Origin of the sequence: Pseudomonas sp. BMS12 (assembly GCF_001592875.1) — a bacterium.
Lineage (GTDB): Bacteria > Pseudomonadota > Gammaproteobacteria > Pseudomonadales > Pseudomonadaceae > Aquipseudomonas.
Map to the genome: position 1 here is coordinate 1 of NZ_LSOF01000027.1, position 16,624 is coordinate 16,624.

Below are 16,624 nucleotides of genomic sequence, written 5' to 3' on the forward strand. Positions count from 1 at the left end.
AGACCCTCAGCTCACCCGGTGGCGGCGGCTACAACGAACTGCGCATCGAAGACCGCAAGGGCCAGGAGCAGATCTATATCCACGCCCAAAAGGACTGGGACGAGAACGTCGAACACGACCAGAAGATCCGCATCGGCCACGAGCGTCACGACACCGTGGAAGCCAACAGCTACACCGAGCTCAAGGCCGAGGAACACCGCACCACCCACGCCGACCGCAAGACCGAAATCCGCGCCAATGACCACCTCACCGTGGCCACCACCCAGCATGTGAAGCTGGGCACGGGGCAGTTCGTCGAGGCGGGTAACGAGATTCACTATTACGCCGGCAGCAAGGTAGTCATCGACGCCGGCATGGAGCTCACCGCCAAGGGCGGTGGCAGTTTCCTCAAGCTTGACCCTAGCGGCGTCACTCTGAGCGGCGCGACCATCAAGATGAACTCGGGGGGCGCGCCAGGGGCGGGCAGCGGCAATACCAGCATGCTGCCGATCATTCCGCTCCCGGCCGCAACGGACAAAGCCGGAAAGCTCCTAAAGCAAGCCCTGTCACAACCCGCTCCGGATGTCATCCACACACTCAGCCTGTTGATCAGCCCCCTTCCAGAGCATCCCGGCTACAAAAACGAGCCCTACAGCCTGTATGCCGACGGGCAACTACTGCAAGAAGAGCTGACCGGCCCCGATGGTCGAGTGACCTTCAAGCACCTGCCAGGCACTTGTCTCTACGCCATCGAACTGGTGAACGGGCATCGCTTCGAAATAGAGGCCAGCGAAGCAATCGAAGAAAACCCGCCAACACTTAGCGAACAACTGGCACGACAGGGCTATCGCGACTATCACGCCCAGGCCGATCAGCTGGCTCCCCTGCAGTCAGCAGAGGACTACCGGCTCGCTGCCTGGGCCTCTAGCGGCAAGACCAAGTCGTAACGGTAAGCAAGGACGCATCATGACATCGGATTACAGCCCACAGTCCCACAAGCTGATCCCCAAGCAGTACCAGAGCGGCACTTTGACCATGGATTGGTTTGCACAGAAGGCGCTCTATCCACCGCGCGCTGGCGTGGAGGTAACACCATTGATCAATGGCGAATCGGCGTTCGGAGCGGTCTATGACGCCATACAGTCCGCACAGAAAAGTGTGGACATCATCAGCTGGGGCTTCGACCCGGCCATGCGCTTCAAGCCGGGCAGTGATCGTATCGGCGAGCTACTCGATCTCCGTGCACGTTTTGGCGTCAACGTGCGAGTACTGATCTGGAAAAACCCGCTAGCCAATATCATGGAAAACACAGTAATCGGTGACGGCTTGGCGGGCTCCGGCGGAACGGCCATGGGCTCGGGAATGACCTCGGGACAGCCTGCCAAGCAACCAGAGGAGATCACTCGGTTACAGACGCAACGCCAGCACAATCAGATCACCATCGACCGCCTCTACACCACCTTGGAGAGCTCTCGACAACGCCGCCAACATGGCGAGATGACAAACTACGACTCTGCGATGGAGCGAGATACTCAGGGGCGCATCGCGCAACTCGAGGCCGAGAATCGATCCATCGACAAGCGCATCAAGGAAGTGACCGAGGCCACCACGGGCTACGGCGGCATGTCCGGCTCCGGCGCACCCAAACTAGATCCACAAGACCAAGAATTCACACGCAACTGGTTCCGCCGAGTACACAAGGGCTGGATGCAGAACGTCGAGTTCCGAACCCGCGACTTTAACACCGTAGGCGTGCTCTACCCGATCTTCGGCGGTCTCACTTTTCTTGCGGAATCCGACCGTTTCAAGATGCTCACGCGCCTACTGTCTGGCGAAGCCCCCGACCTCAACTACAAGCAGATCCTGGCCCTGACTTTCTTCGCCAGCCACCACCAAAAGATGGTGCTGATCGACTACGAAGACCATGCCAATGCAGTCGGCTTCGTCATGGGGCACAACATGCATCGCAACTACTGGGATACCAGCGCCCACCTGTTCGATGACAGAGCGGCGCGACGCAGCCCCGGATTCGGTCCGTGGCAGGACATCTCGACCATGGTCCGTGGCCCGGTGCTGCACGACCTGAATGACAACTTCAGCAATGCCTGGGACCGTGAAACTTTCTGGATCAAGCGCTGGTTCAACGATGGCCTGAAGAAACAGCGCCAAGGCACTCAACCAGACGCCTTCGAGCCTCGCGGAGCGAACATCGCACAAATCATCCGCACCCAGCCGCAGGAGAACGATGAGACCTCGATACTCGAGGCCTATCGCAAGGCCATCGGCAATGCTCGCAATTACATCTACATTGAGAACCAGTACTTCCGCTATCCGACCTTTGCACAGCAACTGCGCACCCTGGCAGCCGCCTACAAGGAGCGCGGACGCAAAGATGACCTGTACCTGTTTGTCGCGACCAACAACCCCAACGGCAGTTTCTACTCCAGCTCCACCTACAGCATGATGCAGGAACTCGGTCAGGAACAGTTGATGCCTCAGGCCCAACGCGACCTGGCTGAGAAACTGATACGCAAGCGTCGTCGCCTGGCCGCCATCAAAGCCGACACCACTGGGCGCTCGGGTGAGCAAGCACGCATCCCTCAGCTAGAGAGCGAAATAGCCGAGCTGGAAGCTCAGGGCATCACCCCGGAAGTGGAGGAACGCCTCGGCGGCCTGCAGAAAGCTGATATCCCTAAGCTGGCTGCGCCCAAAGAGGGAGAAGATGAGGATGTGAAACCTTATGAGCTCGAGGAGCTGCCGGGGCTGAAGGTCGTCATCGGCACCCTCACCGCGTGTTCTCCCGAACCCGGCGGCTCTCTGTCGCAGGGGCAGCAAGCGCGCTTCCGCGATATCTACATCCACTCGAAGCTGCTGGTGGTGGACGACGTGTTCAGCCTGGTCAGTTCGGCCAACATCAATGCGCGCAGCATGCATACCGACTCGGAGCTAGGGGTGTGCTCACCCAATCCAAAGCTGGCCAGGCATTTTCGTGAGGAGCTCTGGAAACTGCATATGGGAGAGGCTCTCAATGATGCCAATGGTCTATGTGACGCCAAGCTGAACTTCAATAACTGGAACCGCGTGATGAACAAGAACTGGAAGAACAGAGCGAGTAACCAACCTCTGATCGCTCACTTGACGCGATTCTGGGATGTGGAGACGCCCTATGCGACTGCAGCTGATTAATTTTCTCTTCTTCTCCCTTGTTGCCATACATGGAGTTCCGGCGATGGCCTATCCAAAATTCACCTGTGCCTATGAAAGGGACCACAATCCACCACTGGATCCCGAGGCCGAACTCTGGTTCCAGGAAGCCAGGGGACTCGAGAAGGAGCTGCGCGACTGGCCACGGGTTGTCGAACTGTACGAGCAGGCCATCGCCAAGGATCACTGGAAGGCGATGCATAACCTGGCCCGCCTCTATCGCACCGGCTGGCCAGGGCGACCAGGGGTGGAAAAGAACACACAGAAGATGCTTGACCTCTACGAGCGCATGGTCGAGCTGAAAGTACCGCTTGGCTACTACAACTGGGCCGTAGCTGCCGAGCGTGGCAAAGGCATGCTGCGCGATGACCGTATGGCCAGCTCCTATATGTTCCAGGCGGCACAGCTGGGCAGCCCGCAGGCACAGGTTGCACTTGGCAACTTCTTCGCTTTCTCGCTGCCTCGCGAGAAACAGGACGATGTAATGGCCGAACAATATTTCCAATGTGCCGGTGCCCAAGAAGTGCCAGAGGCAATCATCGAAGCGGCTCAGTTCTTCGAAATCAGCAAAGACAACCAGCCTCGAGCCCTCTTCTACTACCAACGGGCCGCTGCTCTTGGAAGCACAAATGGGCTCATGGAGCTTTATCAGGTCTTCAACCCGGAGTCAGGACCAGCGTTCACCCGAGGCTACAAACCTGACAAGAGCCTCTCCGATTTCTACAAGACGTTGATGTATCAAGTAAACGATGACCCTGAGCTGCGCTTTCCCGACCTGGCCAAGAAACATCCCCTGCCACCACACCCCAAGCAGGGCTACGACGCCGAGCACCCTGACCGCCGTTTCGAACTCTGACCTCAACCAACGCTTCCAAGGATGGAAACCATGAACAAACTCCTCATCGGCGCACTCGCCGCACTCGCCCTGTCGATTCTCTGCTTCCTGCTCGGCGGCGCTGGCGTTGCCGGGGCCGTCACGGGAAGTGGTCAGGTCAGCGGGTCAGTCGATGTGTTGTTCTTCCTCGCCAAGCTGTTGCTGGGAATAGCCCTGCTGTTCGGCGTGCTCGGGTTGATCTGCTCGCCATCGCACTGAGAGCTGCGCTGGATCAACACCCGGCGGCGTGTTAGCGGGCACCATCTGCGCCTGTTTTCAGATGCTCGTGCCGCCATGCCCCCGCTCCACGCCCCCGAACTGCTCTGCCCCGCCGGCACCCTCAAGTCCATGCGTTACGCCTTCGCCTACGGCGCCGACGCGGTGTATGCGGGGCAGCCGCGCTACAGCCTGCGGGTGCGCAACAACGAGTTCGACCACGCCAACCTGGCCATCGGCATCGATGGGGCGCATGCACTGGGCAAGCGCTTCTATGTGGTGGTCAATATCGCGCCGCACAACGCCAAGCTGAAGACCTTTCTCAAGGACCTGGAGCCGGTGGTCGCCATGGGGCCGGATGCGCTGATCATGTCCGATTCGGGCCTGATCATGCTGGTGCGCGAGCATTTCCCGCAGATGCCCATTCATCTGTCGGTGCAGGCCAATGCGGTGAACTGGGCCAGTGTGGAGTTCTGGCGCCGTCAGGGCCTGACGCGGGTGATTCTGTCCCGTGAGCTGGGCCTGGAAGAGATCGAGGAGATCCGCCAGCAGGTGCCGGGCATGGAGCTGGAGGTGTTCGTTCACGGCGCGCTGTGCATGGCCTATTCCGGGCGCTGCCTGCTGTCCGGCTACCTCAACAAGCGCGACCCCAACCAGGGCACCTGCACCAACGCCTGCCGCTGGCAGTACCAGGCTCACGAGGGCCAGGAAGACCCGCTGGGTGCCATCGTCAAGAGCTGCCAGCCAACCCTCGGTCAGGGCGCACCGACCGAGCGGGTGTTCCTGCTGGAGGACGAGAGCCGTCCCGGCGAGCTGATGGAGGCCTTCGAGGATGAGCACGGCACCTACATCATGAACTCCAAGGACCTGCGCGCCATCCAGCATGTCGAGCGGCTGACACGCATGGGCGTGCACTCGCTGAAGATCGAGGGCCGTACCAAGAGCCATTTCTACGTGGCGCGCTGCGCCCAGGCCTATCGCCGTGCCATCGACGATGCTGTGGCCGGCCGCCCGTTCGACCCGAGCCTGATGGACGACCTGGAGTCACTGGCCAACCGTGGCTACACCGAGGGTTTCCTGCGCCGCCACGTACACGACGAGTATCAGAACTACCTGCGCGGCAACTCGCTGAGCGAGCGCGCGCAGTTCGTCGGCGAACTGACCGGAGCCCGGCGCGGCGGGTTGGCCGAGGTGCGGGTGAAGAACCGTTTCGCCGTCGGCGACCCTCTGCAGCTGATGACTCCGCGCGGCAACCTGGACTTCATTCTCGGCGCGCTGGAAAAGGCCGACGGCAGCGCCACCGAAGTCGCCCCCGGCGACGGCCACACCGTCTATCTGCCGCTACCGGCCGAGCTCGACCTGCAGCACGCCCTGCTGCTGCGCTGCAGCCCCGCGTAGGTAGCAACGCGCCCTACTGCTCCCAGCCACGCCGGTGCAGGATCTCGTCCAGGGTACGGCTGATGGCAGTGCAGTTGCGCACCATCTCGATCCGCTCCCAGGTGGAGCGTTCGCCCTCGCGGATCAGGCGCAGCATGGCCTGGCGCGAGGGCGGCGCCAGCAGGCGCAGCGGGTGATCCCAGCGGTTGCGCAGGAAGATGTTGATGTCGGCCGTGTAGTCCTGGGCCAGCACGCCATAGCTGAGGTGCTGGATCATGTTCAGCGCCGGCGACTTGAAGCGCAGGTGATCGCGGCTGATCTTGAGCATCTCGGTGGTGACGTTCTTGACGATCCGCCGCTGGTAATTGAACGTCTGGCGCAGCAGGTTGCCGGGGGCGTCGGGATCGGGGGTGATGGCCAGCGCCGCCGGGTTGGTCATGCTGGCGATGAAGTGGTTGACCCCGTACAGGCGGCTCAGGCGCTTGGCCGGCAGATCATCGACGAAGGAGCCGTCGATCCAGCGCAGGTCCGGCAGGTAGGGCACGGTCTCGCCCTTGGCGTTGCGGCACAGCAGTGTCACCGGCGGGTAGATGCCGTAGATCGCGCAGGAGGCCATGACTGCCGAGCGAATCAGCACGTTGGGCGAGGTAATGGCGTTGAGCAGGCGCGGCGCCTGCGCGGGCGACAGGCCGGTGACCGTGATGTTGAGCTTGCGCCCGGTCAGCTCGTAGGCCTCCTGGAAGGTCAGGTCGGGAATGATCTTGCCCAGGTAGTCGCGCAGATTGTTGGCGTCCATCGGCTGGTTGCGGCTGGCGAAGGGCGACAGGGTCGGGCGGATCGATGAGGTCTGGTCGACCTCGTGGTGCAGGTTGTCGATGCTCAGGCGCTGCGACAGTTCTTCGTCGGTGTGGCTGCAGGCGGTGGCGGCGATGATCGAGCCGGCGCTGGAGCCGGAGATGATGTCCGGCAGCAGGCCCTGCTCGAACAGCGCCTTGACCACGCCGGCATGGAAGAAGCCGAGCACCGCACCGCCGCTGAGCATCAGCGCCGAGCGGCCGAAGCAGTGGCCGGCACGGATGAAGAAGTCTTCCTTCTCGTGCAGCGAAATGACCGACTCGTCGACCTCGTCGATATCGTGCAGGGCGCCACTGATCTCACGCACGAACTGGTGGATGAGGTTCTTGGTGCCCAGCTTGGCCTTGTTGTACAGCGCCGGCTTGCCCATGCCGCCGACGTTGCCGTGCAGGCCCTCGTTGAGGGTGAACAGCAGCTGCTGGTAGTCCTTGCGAAAGCGCAGGTCGCGGATCAGGTCAAGGCGCTGGCGCAGCGCACGATAGTCATAGCTCTTGCAGGCATCGGCGCTCTTCCATTCGCTCATGCCGGTTTCCAGGTCGTAGGCCGCCGCCTGCTCCGCCCACTGTGCATAGTTTTGCGCGGCATCCATCTTCTTCAACAGCTGCCGGGTTTGCAGTCGTGCCAGTACCATCTCGCCTACCTCCGCTGTTCCGGTTCGGGGCCGCAGCCCCGGAGTTCATCCGCGTTTTTCGTTCAGCGCGCTGGCGCTCTTGCGGCCGCGGCGCGGCGCCGGCGCCGGCGTCGGCACCGGGGCGACCTGTTCCACCGCTGCGGCCAGCGCCTGCTGGGCGCCTTGCTCGGCAAGCCGGGCCTCCTGCTGCGCGGCCAGGCTCAGGTACTGCTCGGTGGAGGCCTCGATGCAGCCGATGTAGAAGTCCATGTCCGGCACCACGCCGCGGTCGGCCAGCACACCGAGATTGATGTTGTCGTAGATACCGGTGATGCCGTGACTGATGGCCATGCCGTCGGCCACCGGCACCAGCGGGAAGATCGACAGGATCGGCGCACCGGCGAAGTAGCGCGGCACCATGCCGGGGATGCCCGGCACATTGGTGATGATGGTGTTGATCAGTGGCACCTTGCTGAAGAAACGCGCCTTGGTCTGCACCCAGCTGGCCATGGAACGGATGTAGGGCGGGACCAGCTCGCCAGCGGAGTTGCCCAGGTCGTAGAGCACGTCCTTGGCCAAGGGAATACCGCGCAGGGTACGGCGGTGCACGGCCTCCAGGCGGGTGAGGGGATCATCGATATCGGTGCCGACGGCGATGTACATGGCCGAGATCATATTGCCGCCCTCCTTGCGCGTTTCTTCGGCGCGCAGCGACACCGGGCACATGGACACCAGCGAGCCCTCGGTCGGCAGCTTGTCGTGCTTGAGCAGGTAACGGCGCATGCCGCCGGCGATGATGCTGATGATGACGTCGTTGAGCGACGCCTCCTTGCGCAATTGGCGGATGCGCTTGAGGTCCTGCAGGCGCCAGACATGCCCGCCATAGGCACGGTGCGGCGTCACCGCCGTGTTGAAGATGCTCTGCGGCACGCGGCGCTGCTCGGGGCGGGCGTCGCCGCGCAGTTGCGCGACCAGCTGCGCACTCTTCTGTGCGATGGTCAGGCCGGCCTTCAGGCTGCGCAGCGACTGCCCCAGCAGGCGCGGCGTCGTGCGCGCCCACATCTCCAGCCCGGTGGGAACGCGCTCGACATACTCGACGTTGCTGCGCTTGCCGAACTCGTGCTGCGCGGTGTCCTCCATCAGCGCAGTACTCAGCTCCAGCGCGGACTTGCCGTCGACGTAGGCGTGGTGGAAGCGGATCAGCACGGCGAAGCTGTTCTCCGGCACACCCTTGACGTTGTTCAGGCCCTCGATGATGTAGATCTCCCAGGGCGCGCGATCCATGTCGAGGGTGCGCGACATGGTGCGCGCGGTGAAGATGCACAACTGCCGCCAGTCACCCGGCTGCGGCAGGCCGACGTGGCGCACGTGGTATTCGAGATCGAAGCTTTCGTCTTCCAGCCAGTAGGGGTCGTCCAGGCGCAGCGGCGCATGCGCCAGACGGCGGCGGAACATCGGCGTGGTGTTGAGACGATCGCCGATGTACTGGAGGATTTCCTTGTGGCGGACGATGCCATTGGGCGCAGCATTCTGGTCGCACAGCCAGAGGCTGCCGATGACCATCGGCTGGTTGGGGGTCTCGAAATAGAAAAAGTGCGAATCCATCGGACTGAGCTGTTTCATCTGCTGCGTTCCTTCCTGCATGCCCCTGGTCAATGAAGAATCTCGCCCACTACCCGCCACGAGGCCGCGACAAAACCGTACGCCGGGCGCGAGGCCAAGGGCATTGGCACGGCTCGGGCGTTCTTCGCTGCGGCGGACTGAATTGTTGTTATGGCGGGCAGGGCGGCACGCAATCGGTGCCGTAAGGTCGAGCCTAATAGGCAAAGCCCGGCTCGTCAGCCCGATATGCGGCTGGCACCCTACAAATGAATATTTCGAGCGAGGCGGGTATGACAGCGCCTGGCGAGTGTTACTACTCGGCGCGGCCGATTCCCGGGCGCACGCCAGGTCGGCCCACCGGCTGTAGCGGAATGCGCTGTGCTCCGGGCTTCAGCTCATCTCCACCTGCGCCCGCAGCAACTCGGCGAACTGCGCCGCCGGCACCGGCGGGCTGATCAGGTAGCCCTGGATTTCGTCACAGCGTTGCAGCTTGAGGAAGTCCATCTGCGCCTGGGTCTCTACGCCCTCGGCCACCACCTTCAACTCCAGACCGTGGGCCATGGCGATGATGGCGCGGGTGATCGCCGCATCCTCGCCACCGGCGGCCAGGTCGCGGACGAAGGTCTGGTCGATCTTCACGTAGTCCACCGGGAAGCGCTTGAGATAGCTCAGCGAGGAGTAGCCGGTGCCGAAGTCGTCGATCGCCAGCTTCACGCCCAGGTCACGCAGCTGCTGGAAGGTGCTGATGACGTTCTCCACGTTGTCCAGCAGCTGGCTCTCGGTCAGCTCCAGCTCCAGTAGATGAGAGGGCAGCTCGGTTTCATCGAGCACCTGACGCACCAGGCCGATCAGGCTGCCCTGGCGCAACTGGTGCACCGAAAGGTTGACCGACACGCGCAGATCGGCGAGCCCGGTCAGCTGCCATTCGCGCGCCTGGCGGCAGGCCTGGCGCAGGACGAACTCGCCGATCGGTGCGATCAGCCCGGTCTCCTCGGCCAGCGGAATGAAATCGCCGGGCGGCACCAGCCCCAGCTCCGGGTGGCGCCAGCGCACCAGCGCCTCGGCGGCGTTCAGGCTGTCGTCGGCCAGGCACAGCTTGGGCTGGTAGAAGACCTCCAGCTGGCCTTCCTCGATGGCCTTACGCAGCTGGGTTTCCAGCTGCAGACGCTCCAGAGTGCAGGCCTGCAGGTTGTCGGTATAGAACTGGAAGGTGTTGCCGCCCAGGTGCTTGGCGTGCTGCATGGCCATGCCGGCCTGGCTGATCAGCGCGGAGATCTCGCGGGCGTTGTCCGGCAGCAGGCTGATGCCGACCGAGGCGCTGACCACCAGTTCGTGGCCGCCGACATCCATCGGCGTACGCAGTTTGCTCAGCAGCCGACTGGCGGTGCGCGCCAGCGCCGAGAGACTGCCGTGGGCGTCGAGCAGGATGGCGAATTCGTCGCCCGCCAGGCGCGCCACCGTGTTGGCCTCCGGCACCGCCTGGCTCAGGCGGCGCGCCATCTGCCGCAGCAACTGGTCGGCCACTTCATGGCCGAGGCTGTCGTTGAGCAGGTTGAAGCGATCCAGATCGATATGCAGCAAGGCGATCTGGCCCTCACCCGAGCGTACCCGTTCGCCGGCCTCGTGCAGGCGCTCGCGGAACAGCGTGCGGTTGGCCAGGCCGGTGAGTTCGTCGTATTGCGACAGGTAGCGCAGGCGCTCCTCGGTCTGCCGGCGCTGCGACAGGTCGGAGAAGAAGCCGACGATATGACTGACCCGGCCCTGGCTGTCGCGCACCGCATTGAGCTGCAGCCACTGCGGGTACAGCTCACCATTCTTGCGTGCTTCCAGCAGTTCGCCGCGCCAGCTGCCATGCAGCTCCAGCTGTTCGCGGATCAGCTGGTACTGGCGCCGCGCCTCGCGGCTGCTGACCAGGGTGGCGACGCTGCGGCCGAGCACCTCGTCCTTGCGGTAGCCGGTGACTTCGCTGAAGGCCTGGTTGACCGACAGCAGCAGGTAGTCGGCGTCGAGGATGACGATGCCTTCGCCGGTGGCCTCGAATACCGTGGCGGCCAGACGCTGTTCCTCGTCCTGGCGCTTGCGCTCGGTGATGTCGCGGCGGGTGCCGAGCATGCGCAGCACCTCGCCCTGTTCATTGCGCTCTACCGCCCGGCCGCGGTCCTCGACCCAGCGCCAGCGGCCATCGGCGTGGCGCACCCGGTACTCCACGCAATAGCCGTCGCTGCGGCCCTTGAGGTGTTCGACCAGCGCCCGACGCAGCAGCGGTAGATCGTCCGGGTGCAGGCGTGGCTTGAGGTGCGTGAGCACGCCCTTCACGTCCTCCTGGCGGATGCCGAAGATGCTTTCCAGGTGGCTGTGATGCACCTCGTCGGTCTGTAGGTTCCAGTCCCACAAACCCAGCTCGCTGGCCTCCAGGGCCAGGGCCAGGCGCGCTTCGCTCTTGCCCAGAGCGTGACTGGCGTCGTCCAGCTCCAGGGTGCGCTGGGCCACGCGGATTTCCAGCTCGTCGTGGGCCTGACGCAGCTCGCGCTCGGCGCGGCGGCGCTGTTCCACCTCACGGGCCAGCTCCTGATTGAGACCCTCGGCGCTCTGACGGGCATGCTCCAGCCCCTCGATCAGCGCCTGATTATGAAAGCGCTGCAACAGGCCACGCTGAACCAGACGGTGGACCTGCCAGGCCACCACCCACAGGCTCAGCAACAGAATCAGCCCGAGCAACCCCCAACCCTGGTGCTGCAACTCGGCACCGAGCAGCAGGTAGGTAATGGAGGGCAGCAGGCAGGGCAGGGAAAAGGCCAGGAAGGCCGGCAGGCTGACCGCGTAGGCCACGCTGGCAGAGAGGATGGCGCCGGCAATCAGGCCGTAGACCAGCGCCTGCAGCAGGAACTGGTCGGCCGGTACCAGGAAGATCACCGCGAAAGCCAGGCTCAGGCCCGACAGGCCGGCACCGACCAGGAACATGCGCCGCCAGTGCGGGTTGGCCTGGCGCGAAGGCAGTGCGGCCTTGAAGGCGGCCATCTGGATCAGACGCAGCACCGCCAGCAGCACCACCCACACCAACCAGCCGGCCAGCAGCAGGCTCTGCTGTGGCTGCCAGAGCAGGCCGGCGCAGGCCAACGCGCCAAGCAGCATGAACAGCGTCGGTACCTGGGAACCCTGGTAGAGCATACGGGTGCGCTCCACCGCAATTTCGGTGGCGAAGCGCTGAAAAATGGCGTGCGAGTCATCCGCCATGGTGCTGGCGGAAGCCCCCCGAGGAGACTGGGTCATAGGCTGTTTTCTTGTAATGGTGTGCCCGACGTCGGCCGAGCATACCCGAGCTAGAGGGCTCGCCCAAGCCCGAAGCTGGCTTTTTAATGGCATCGCTCGACGGATGGCGCACAAGTGTGCACTGACTATTCATCCGTATCCGGTCACGGTTTGCCGCCCCCCAACCCGGCCCGTAGAATGCCGCGATGCATAATGATCCCGAACTTCTCCTCGCCTCCCTCAACGATGCCCAGTGCCAGGCCGTGGCTGCGCCGCTTGGCCGCCAGCTGGTGCTCGCCGGTGCCGGCTCCGGCAAGACCCGCGTGCTGGTGCACCGCATCGCCTTCCTCATCCAGTTCCTCGGCGCCTCGCCCTACAGCATCCTGTCGGTGACCTTCACCAACAAGGCGGCCGCCGAGATGCGCCAGCGCATCGAGCAGATGCTCGGCGAGAGCCCTGGTGGCATGTGGGTCGGCACCTTCCACGGCCTGGCCCACCGCATCCTCCGGGCGCACTGGCAGGAAGCCGGGCTGAGCGAGAACTTCCAGATTCTCGACTCCGACGACCAGCAGCGCCTGGTCAAGCGGGTGATCCGCGAGCTGGGCCTGGACGAGCAGCGCTGGCCGGCCAAGCAGGCGCAGTGGTTCATCAACGGGCAGAAGGACGAGGGCCTGCGGCCCAAGCACATCCAGCCCGGCGGTGACCTGTTCCTCGCCACCATGCTGAAAATCTACGAGGCTTACGAAGCGGCCTGCGCGCGCACCGGGGTGATCGACTTCGCCGAGCTGCTGCTGCGCGCCCTCGACCTGTGGCGCGACAAGCCCGACCTGCTGGCGCACTACCAGAAGCGCTTCCGCCACATCCTGGTCGACGAGTTCCAGGACACCAACGCCGTGCAGTACGCCTGGCTGCGTTTCCTCGCCAAGGGCGGCGAAAGCCTGATGGTGGTGGGCGACGACGACCAGTCGATCTACGGCTGGCGCGGCGCCAAGATCGAGAACATCCAGCAGTTCTCCAGCGACTTCAGTGACACCCAGATGATCCGCCTGGAGCAGAACTACCGCTCCACTGCCGGCATCCTCAAAGCCGCCAACGCACTGATCGCCAACAATAACGGGCGCCTGGGCAAGGAATTGTGGACCGACGGCAGCGATGGCGAACCGATCAGCCTGTACGCCGCCTTCAACGAGCACGACGAAGCGCGCTACGTGGTCGAATCGATCGAGGCAGCCCTGCGCAAGGACGGCCTCAAGCGCAGCGAAATCGCCATCCTCTACCGCTCCAACGCCCAGTCGCGAGTGCTGGAAGAGGCCCTGCTGCGCGAGAAGATTCCCTACCGCATCTATGGTGGCCAGCGCTTCTTCGAGCGCGCCGAGATCAAGAATGCCGTGGCCTACCTGCGCCTGCTCGACGGCCGGCACAACGACGCCGCGCTGGAGCGGGTGATCAACGTGCCGACTCGTGGCGTCGGCGAGAAAACCGTCGAGGCGATCCGCGAGCACGCCCGCCACAGCGACCTGTCGATGTGGGCAGCGATGCAGCAGCTGATCGCCGGCAAGGCCCTGCCTGGTCGCGCCGCAGGGGCCCTCAGCGGCTTCGTCGAATTGATCGAAAACCTCGCCGCGAAAGTGCTGGATATGCCGCTGCACCTGATGACCCAGACGGTCATCGAGCAGAGCGGCCTGCTCGCCTGGCACCAGGCCGAGAAGGGCGAAAAGGCCCAGGCGCGGGTAGAAAACCTGGAGGAACTGGTCAGCGCCGCGCGCAACTTCGAGAACGACGAAGACGACGAGCTGTCGCCGCTGGCGGCCTTCCTCACCCATGCCTCACTGGAGGCCGGCGACACCCAGGCCGACGAGCACGAGGAAAGCGTGCAGCTGATGACCCTGCACAGCGCCAAGGGCCTGGAGTTCCCCCTGGTGTTCCTGGTCGGCATGGAAGAAGGCCTGTTCCCGCACAAGATGAGCCTGGAAGAGCCAGGCCGCCTCGAGGAAGAGCGGCGCCTGGCCTATGTCGGCGTGACCCGCGCCATGCAGCAGCTGGTGCTGACCTACGCCGAGACCCGCCGTCTGTACGGCAACGAGACCTACAACAAGGTGTCGCGCTTCGTCCGCGAGATCCCGCCGGCGCTGATCCAGGAAGTGCGCCTGTCCAACAGCGTCAGCCGCCCCTACAGCACCCCGGCGCGCAGCATGAGCGGTGGCTCGATGTTCAGCGGCGCGGCCGTGCCGGAAACCCCCTTCAGCCTCGGCCAGGCCGTGCGCCACAGTCTGTTCGGCGAAGGCGTGATCCTCAACTTCGAAGGCAGCGGCGCCCAGGCCCGCGTGCAGGTGAACTTCGCCAGTGAAGGCAGCAAATGGCTGATGCTGGCCTACGCCAAGCTGGAACCGATTTGATTCGATAAAAACACAACAAGGAGCCTCCATGATCCGCCGCCCCCTGATGCTGCTCGCCGGCATCCTCGCCGCCCTCGGCCTGGCCGCCTGCAAGGATGAAGACCAATCCGCCCAGCAGGCTGCCACCGCCCCGGTGCAGCAGTTGCAGTGGAAGATGGTCACCGCCTGGCCGAAGAACTACCCCGGCCTGGGTACCGCGGCCAACCGTTTTGCCGAGCGGGTCGCGACCATGAGCGGCGGGCGCCTGCAGATCAAGGTCTACGCCGCCGGTGAGCTGGTGCCGGCGCTGGAAGTGTTCGACGCGGTATCCCAGGGCACTGCCGAACTGGGTCATGGCGCCGCTTATTACTGGAAAGGCAAGGTTCCGGCCGCGCAGTTCTTCACCGCCGTGCCCTTCGGCCTGTCCGCCAGCGAGATGAACGCCTGGCTCAGCCACGGCGACGGCCTCAAGCTGTGGACCGAGGCCTACGCGCCGTTCGGCGTGAAGCCGCTGGCAGTGGGCAACACCGGCATGCAGATGGGCGGCTGGTACAACAAGGAAATCCACTCGCTGGACGACCTCAAGGGCCTGAAGATCCGCATGCCCGGCCTCGGCGGCGAGGTGCTGAGCAAGCTCGGCGCCACCACCGTCAACCTGCCCGGCGGCGAAGTGTTCACCGCCCTGCAGACCGGCGCCATCGACGCCACCGACTGGGTCAGCCCATACAACGACTTGGCCTTCGGCCTGCACAAGGCGGCCAAGTACTACTACTACCCGGGCTGGCAGGAACCACAGGCGGCGCTGGAGCTGCTGATCAACCAGAAGGCCCTGGACAGCCTGCCGGACGACCTCGAAGCCATAGTCGAGGAAGCCGCTCGCGCCGCCAATCAGGACATGCAGGACGACTACGTCTATAACAACGCCCGCGCCCTGGAGCAGCTCAAGCTGCAGGGTACCCAGCTCAAGCGCTTCCCCGACGAAGTGCTCGAAGCCCTGCGCCAGCAGTCCGCCGTGGTGCTCGGCGAACTGGCCGCGCAGAGTGAGCTGAACGGCCGCATCTGGGCCTCGATGCAGGCCTTCCAGGCCCAGGTCGCGCCCATGCATGCCCTGGCCGAGAAAGAACTGTACGACTGGCGCTAAAGGCGCCGGCACCAGCTGAAGCGGTAGGTGGGGTAGCGCACAGCCAACCCCACCGATTGGCACGCCAAGCGGCCAAACCGAGCAGCTCCTGCTCTTCGTGGGAGCGGCTTTAGCCGCGATGCAGGCAAGATCGCAAGCGCCCCGTCGCGGCCAAGGCCCCTCCTACAGGCTCGCGCCGCCGGACCACAGGCTGGCCATCCGTCAGCTCCTGCCAGCCCGCCGCCTGGGCTGACCATACTGTCGAGCGGAGGTATGCACATGCCGCGCTCGAGCCCTTCCGCCGCCCTGATCCTCGACAAAGCCCTCGATCTCGCCGATATCTGCGGCTGGGAGCGCCTGCACCTGCACGAGGTGGCGGACGAACTTGGTTGCGATCTGGCTGCCATCGCCAAGCATTACCGACAAAAGGACGATCTGGTGGAAGCCTGGTTCGACCGCGCCGACCAGGCCCTGCTGAGCCGCGCCAAGGACGCCGATCTGGCGGCACTGAATGCCGAGAAACGCCTGGAAGAACTGCTGATCGCCTGGCTTGCCGCTCTCGCCCCGCACCGCGCGGTAACCGGGCAGATGCTGCTGTACAAGCTGGAGCCCGGCCATGTCCACCTGCAGGTCGGCGGCCTGCTGCGTATCAGCCGCACCGTGCAGTGGTGGCGCGAGGCGGCACGGCGGCAGAGCCTGCACCTGACCCGCATTGCCGAGGAGAGCCTGCTGAGCGGCGCCTACCTGTGCACCTTCCTCCACTGGCTGCGCCACCCCGACGAGGACCAGGCCGACCTGCGCGCGCTGCTGCGCCGACGCCTGCGCAGCGGGCCCCTGAGCTGGCTGCTGCGCACATAAATCCGGAAACATTCTACGGCTGGCCAGGATTGCGGCACTGGGGCAGCATGGCGCGCGAATCACAACCTCAGCGGGATCACCCCACATGCAGCGTTTTCTCAGCATTGCCCTGGCCCTGTGCCTGGGTCTGACCCTCAGCCTCGACGCCAGCGCCAAACGTCTGGGCAGCGGCAAGTCCTTCGGCTCCGCGCCGACCCACCAGACCCGCCAGATGGACGCGCCCAAGGCCAGCCAGCCTGCCGCGGCCACCGGTGCAGCCGCTGCCGCACGACCGGCCGCCAGTGGTGCCTCGCGCTGGCTCGGCC

Annotated in this window: 11 protein-coding genes and 1 pseudogene; 9 read left to right on the forward strand and 3 right to left on the reverse strand. The window is 64.3% G+C overall.

The genetic code is table 11. The features are described 5' to 3' along the window. The 5 genes from AYB31_RS22090 to trhP all read left to right on the forward strand — a co-directional run. Positions 1–926: bacteriophage T4 gp5 trimerisation domain-containing protein (locus AYB31_RS22090; protein ID WP_442961848.1), on the forward strand; the 926-nt coding region annotated here is incomplete at its 5' end. 19 nt (positions 927–945) lie between these two features. Beyond that, complete coding sequence (locus tag AYB31_RS20155) at positions 946–3,165, forward strand: phospholipase D-like domain-containing protein (protein WP_068830801.1); 2,220 nt, start codon at positions 946–948, stop codon at positions 3,163–3,165. Further along, a complete protein-coding gene (locus tag AYB31_RS20160) occupies positions 3,146–4,039 on the forward strand; it encodes a tetratricopeptide repeat protein (protein WP_068830802.1) in 894 nt (297 codons plus the stop codon). The genes AYB31_RS20155 and AYB31_RS20160 overlap by 20 nt, the downstream gene beginning before the upstream one ends. 30 nt (positions 4,040–4,069) lie before the next feature. Continuing rightward, entirely contained in the window at positions 4,070–4,276 is a 207-nt protein-coding gene (locus AYB31_RS20165) for a hypothetical protein (RefSeq protein WP_068830803.1), read from the forward strand. Between the two features lie 75 nt (positions 4,277–4,351). Next, complete coding sequence (gene trhP, locus AYB31_RS20170; protein ID WP_068830804.1) at positions 4,352–5,671, forward strand: prephenate-dependent tRNA uridine(34) hydroxylase TrhP; 1,320 nt, start codon at positions 4,352–4,354, stop codon at positions 5,669–5,671. A gap of 13 nt (positions 5,672–5,684) precedes the next feature. Here the strand turns inward: trhP and AYB31_RS20175 are convergent, their stop codons facing one another. From AYB31_RS20175 to AYB31_RS20185, 3 genes are all read right to left on the reverse strand, one after another. Continuing rightward, positions 5,685–7,136 (reverse strand): DUF3336 domain-containing protein, encoded by a 1,452-nt coding sequence (locus AYB31_RS20175; RefSeq protein ID WP_068830805.1) that lies wholly within the window; start codon positions 7,134–7,136, stop codon positions 5,685–5,687. A gap of 45 nt (positions 7,137–7,181) precedes the next feature. Then, positions 7,182–8,738, reverse strand: coding sequence for a wax ester/triacylglycerol synthase family O-acyltransferase (locus AYB31_RS20180; protein ID WP_068830806.1), 1,557 nt, complete (start codon positions 8,736–8,738; stop codon positions 7,182–7,184). A 369-nt stretch (positions 8,739–9,107) separates the two neighbouring features. Then, positions 9,108–11,951: a GGDEF domain-containing phosphodiesterase gene (locus AYB31_RS20185; protein WP_236715589.1), complete on the reverse strand. Its 2,844-nt coding sequence runs from the start codon at positions 11,949–11,951 to the stop codon at positions 9,108–9,110. Positions 11,952–12,172: 221 nt separating this feature from the next. On the opposite strand from AYB31_RS20185, the gene uvrD reads away from it, so the two are divergent. The 4 genes and pseudogenes from uvrD to AYB31_RS20205 form a co-directional block, all read left to right on the forward strand. Then, positions 12,173–14,362, forward strand: a complete 2,190-nt coding sequence (uvrD, locus tag AYB31_RS20190; RefSeq protein ID WP_068830808.1) for a DNA helicase II — start codon at positions 12,173–12,175, stop codon at positions 14,360–14,362. A 28-nt stretch (positions 14,363–14,390) separates the two neighbouring features. Beyond that, positions 14,391–15,482 carry a TRAP transporter substrate-binding protein gene (locus tag AYB31_RS20195; RefSeq protein WP_068830809.1) on the forward strand — a complete coding sequence of 364 codons (1,092 nt, stop codon included), beginning with the start codon at positions 14,391–14,393 and terminating at the stop codon, positions 15,480–15,482. 258 nt (positions 15,483–15,740) lie between these two features. Next, positions 15,741–16,319, forward strand: coding sequence for a TetR/AcrR family transcriptional regulator (locus AYB31_RS20200; protein ID WP_068830810.1), 579 nt, complete (start codon positions 15,741–15,743; stop codon positions 16,317–16,319). An 85-nt stretch (positions 16,320–16,404) separates the two neighbouring features. Further along, a pseudogene (locus tag AYB31_RS20205) lies at positions 16,405–16,624 on the forward strand (hypothetical protein); the annotation flags it as partial.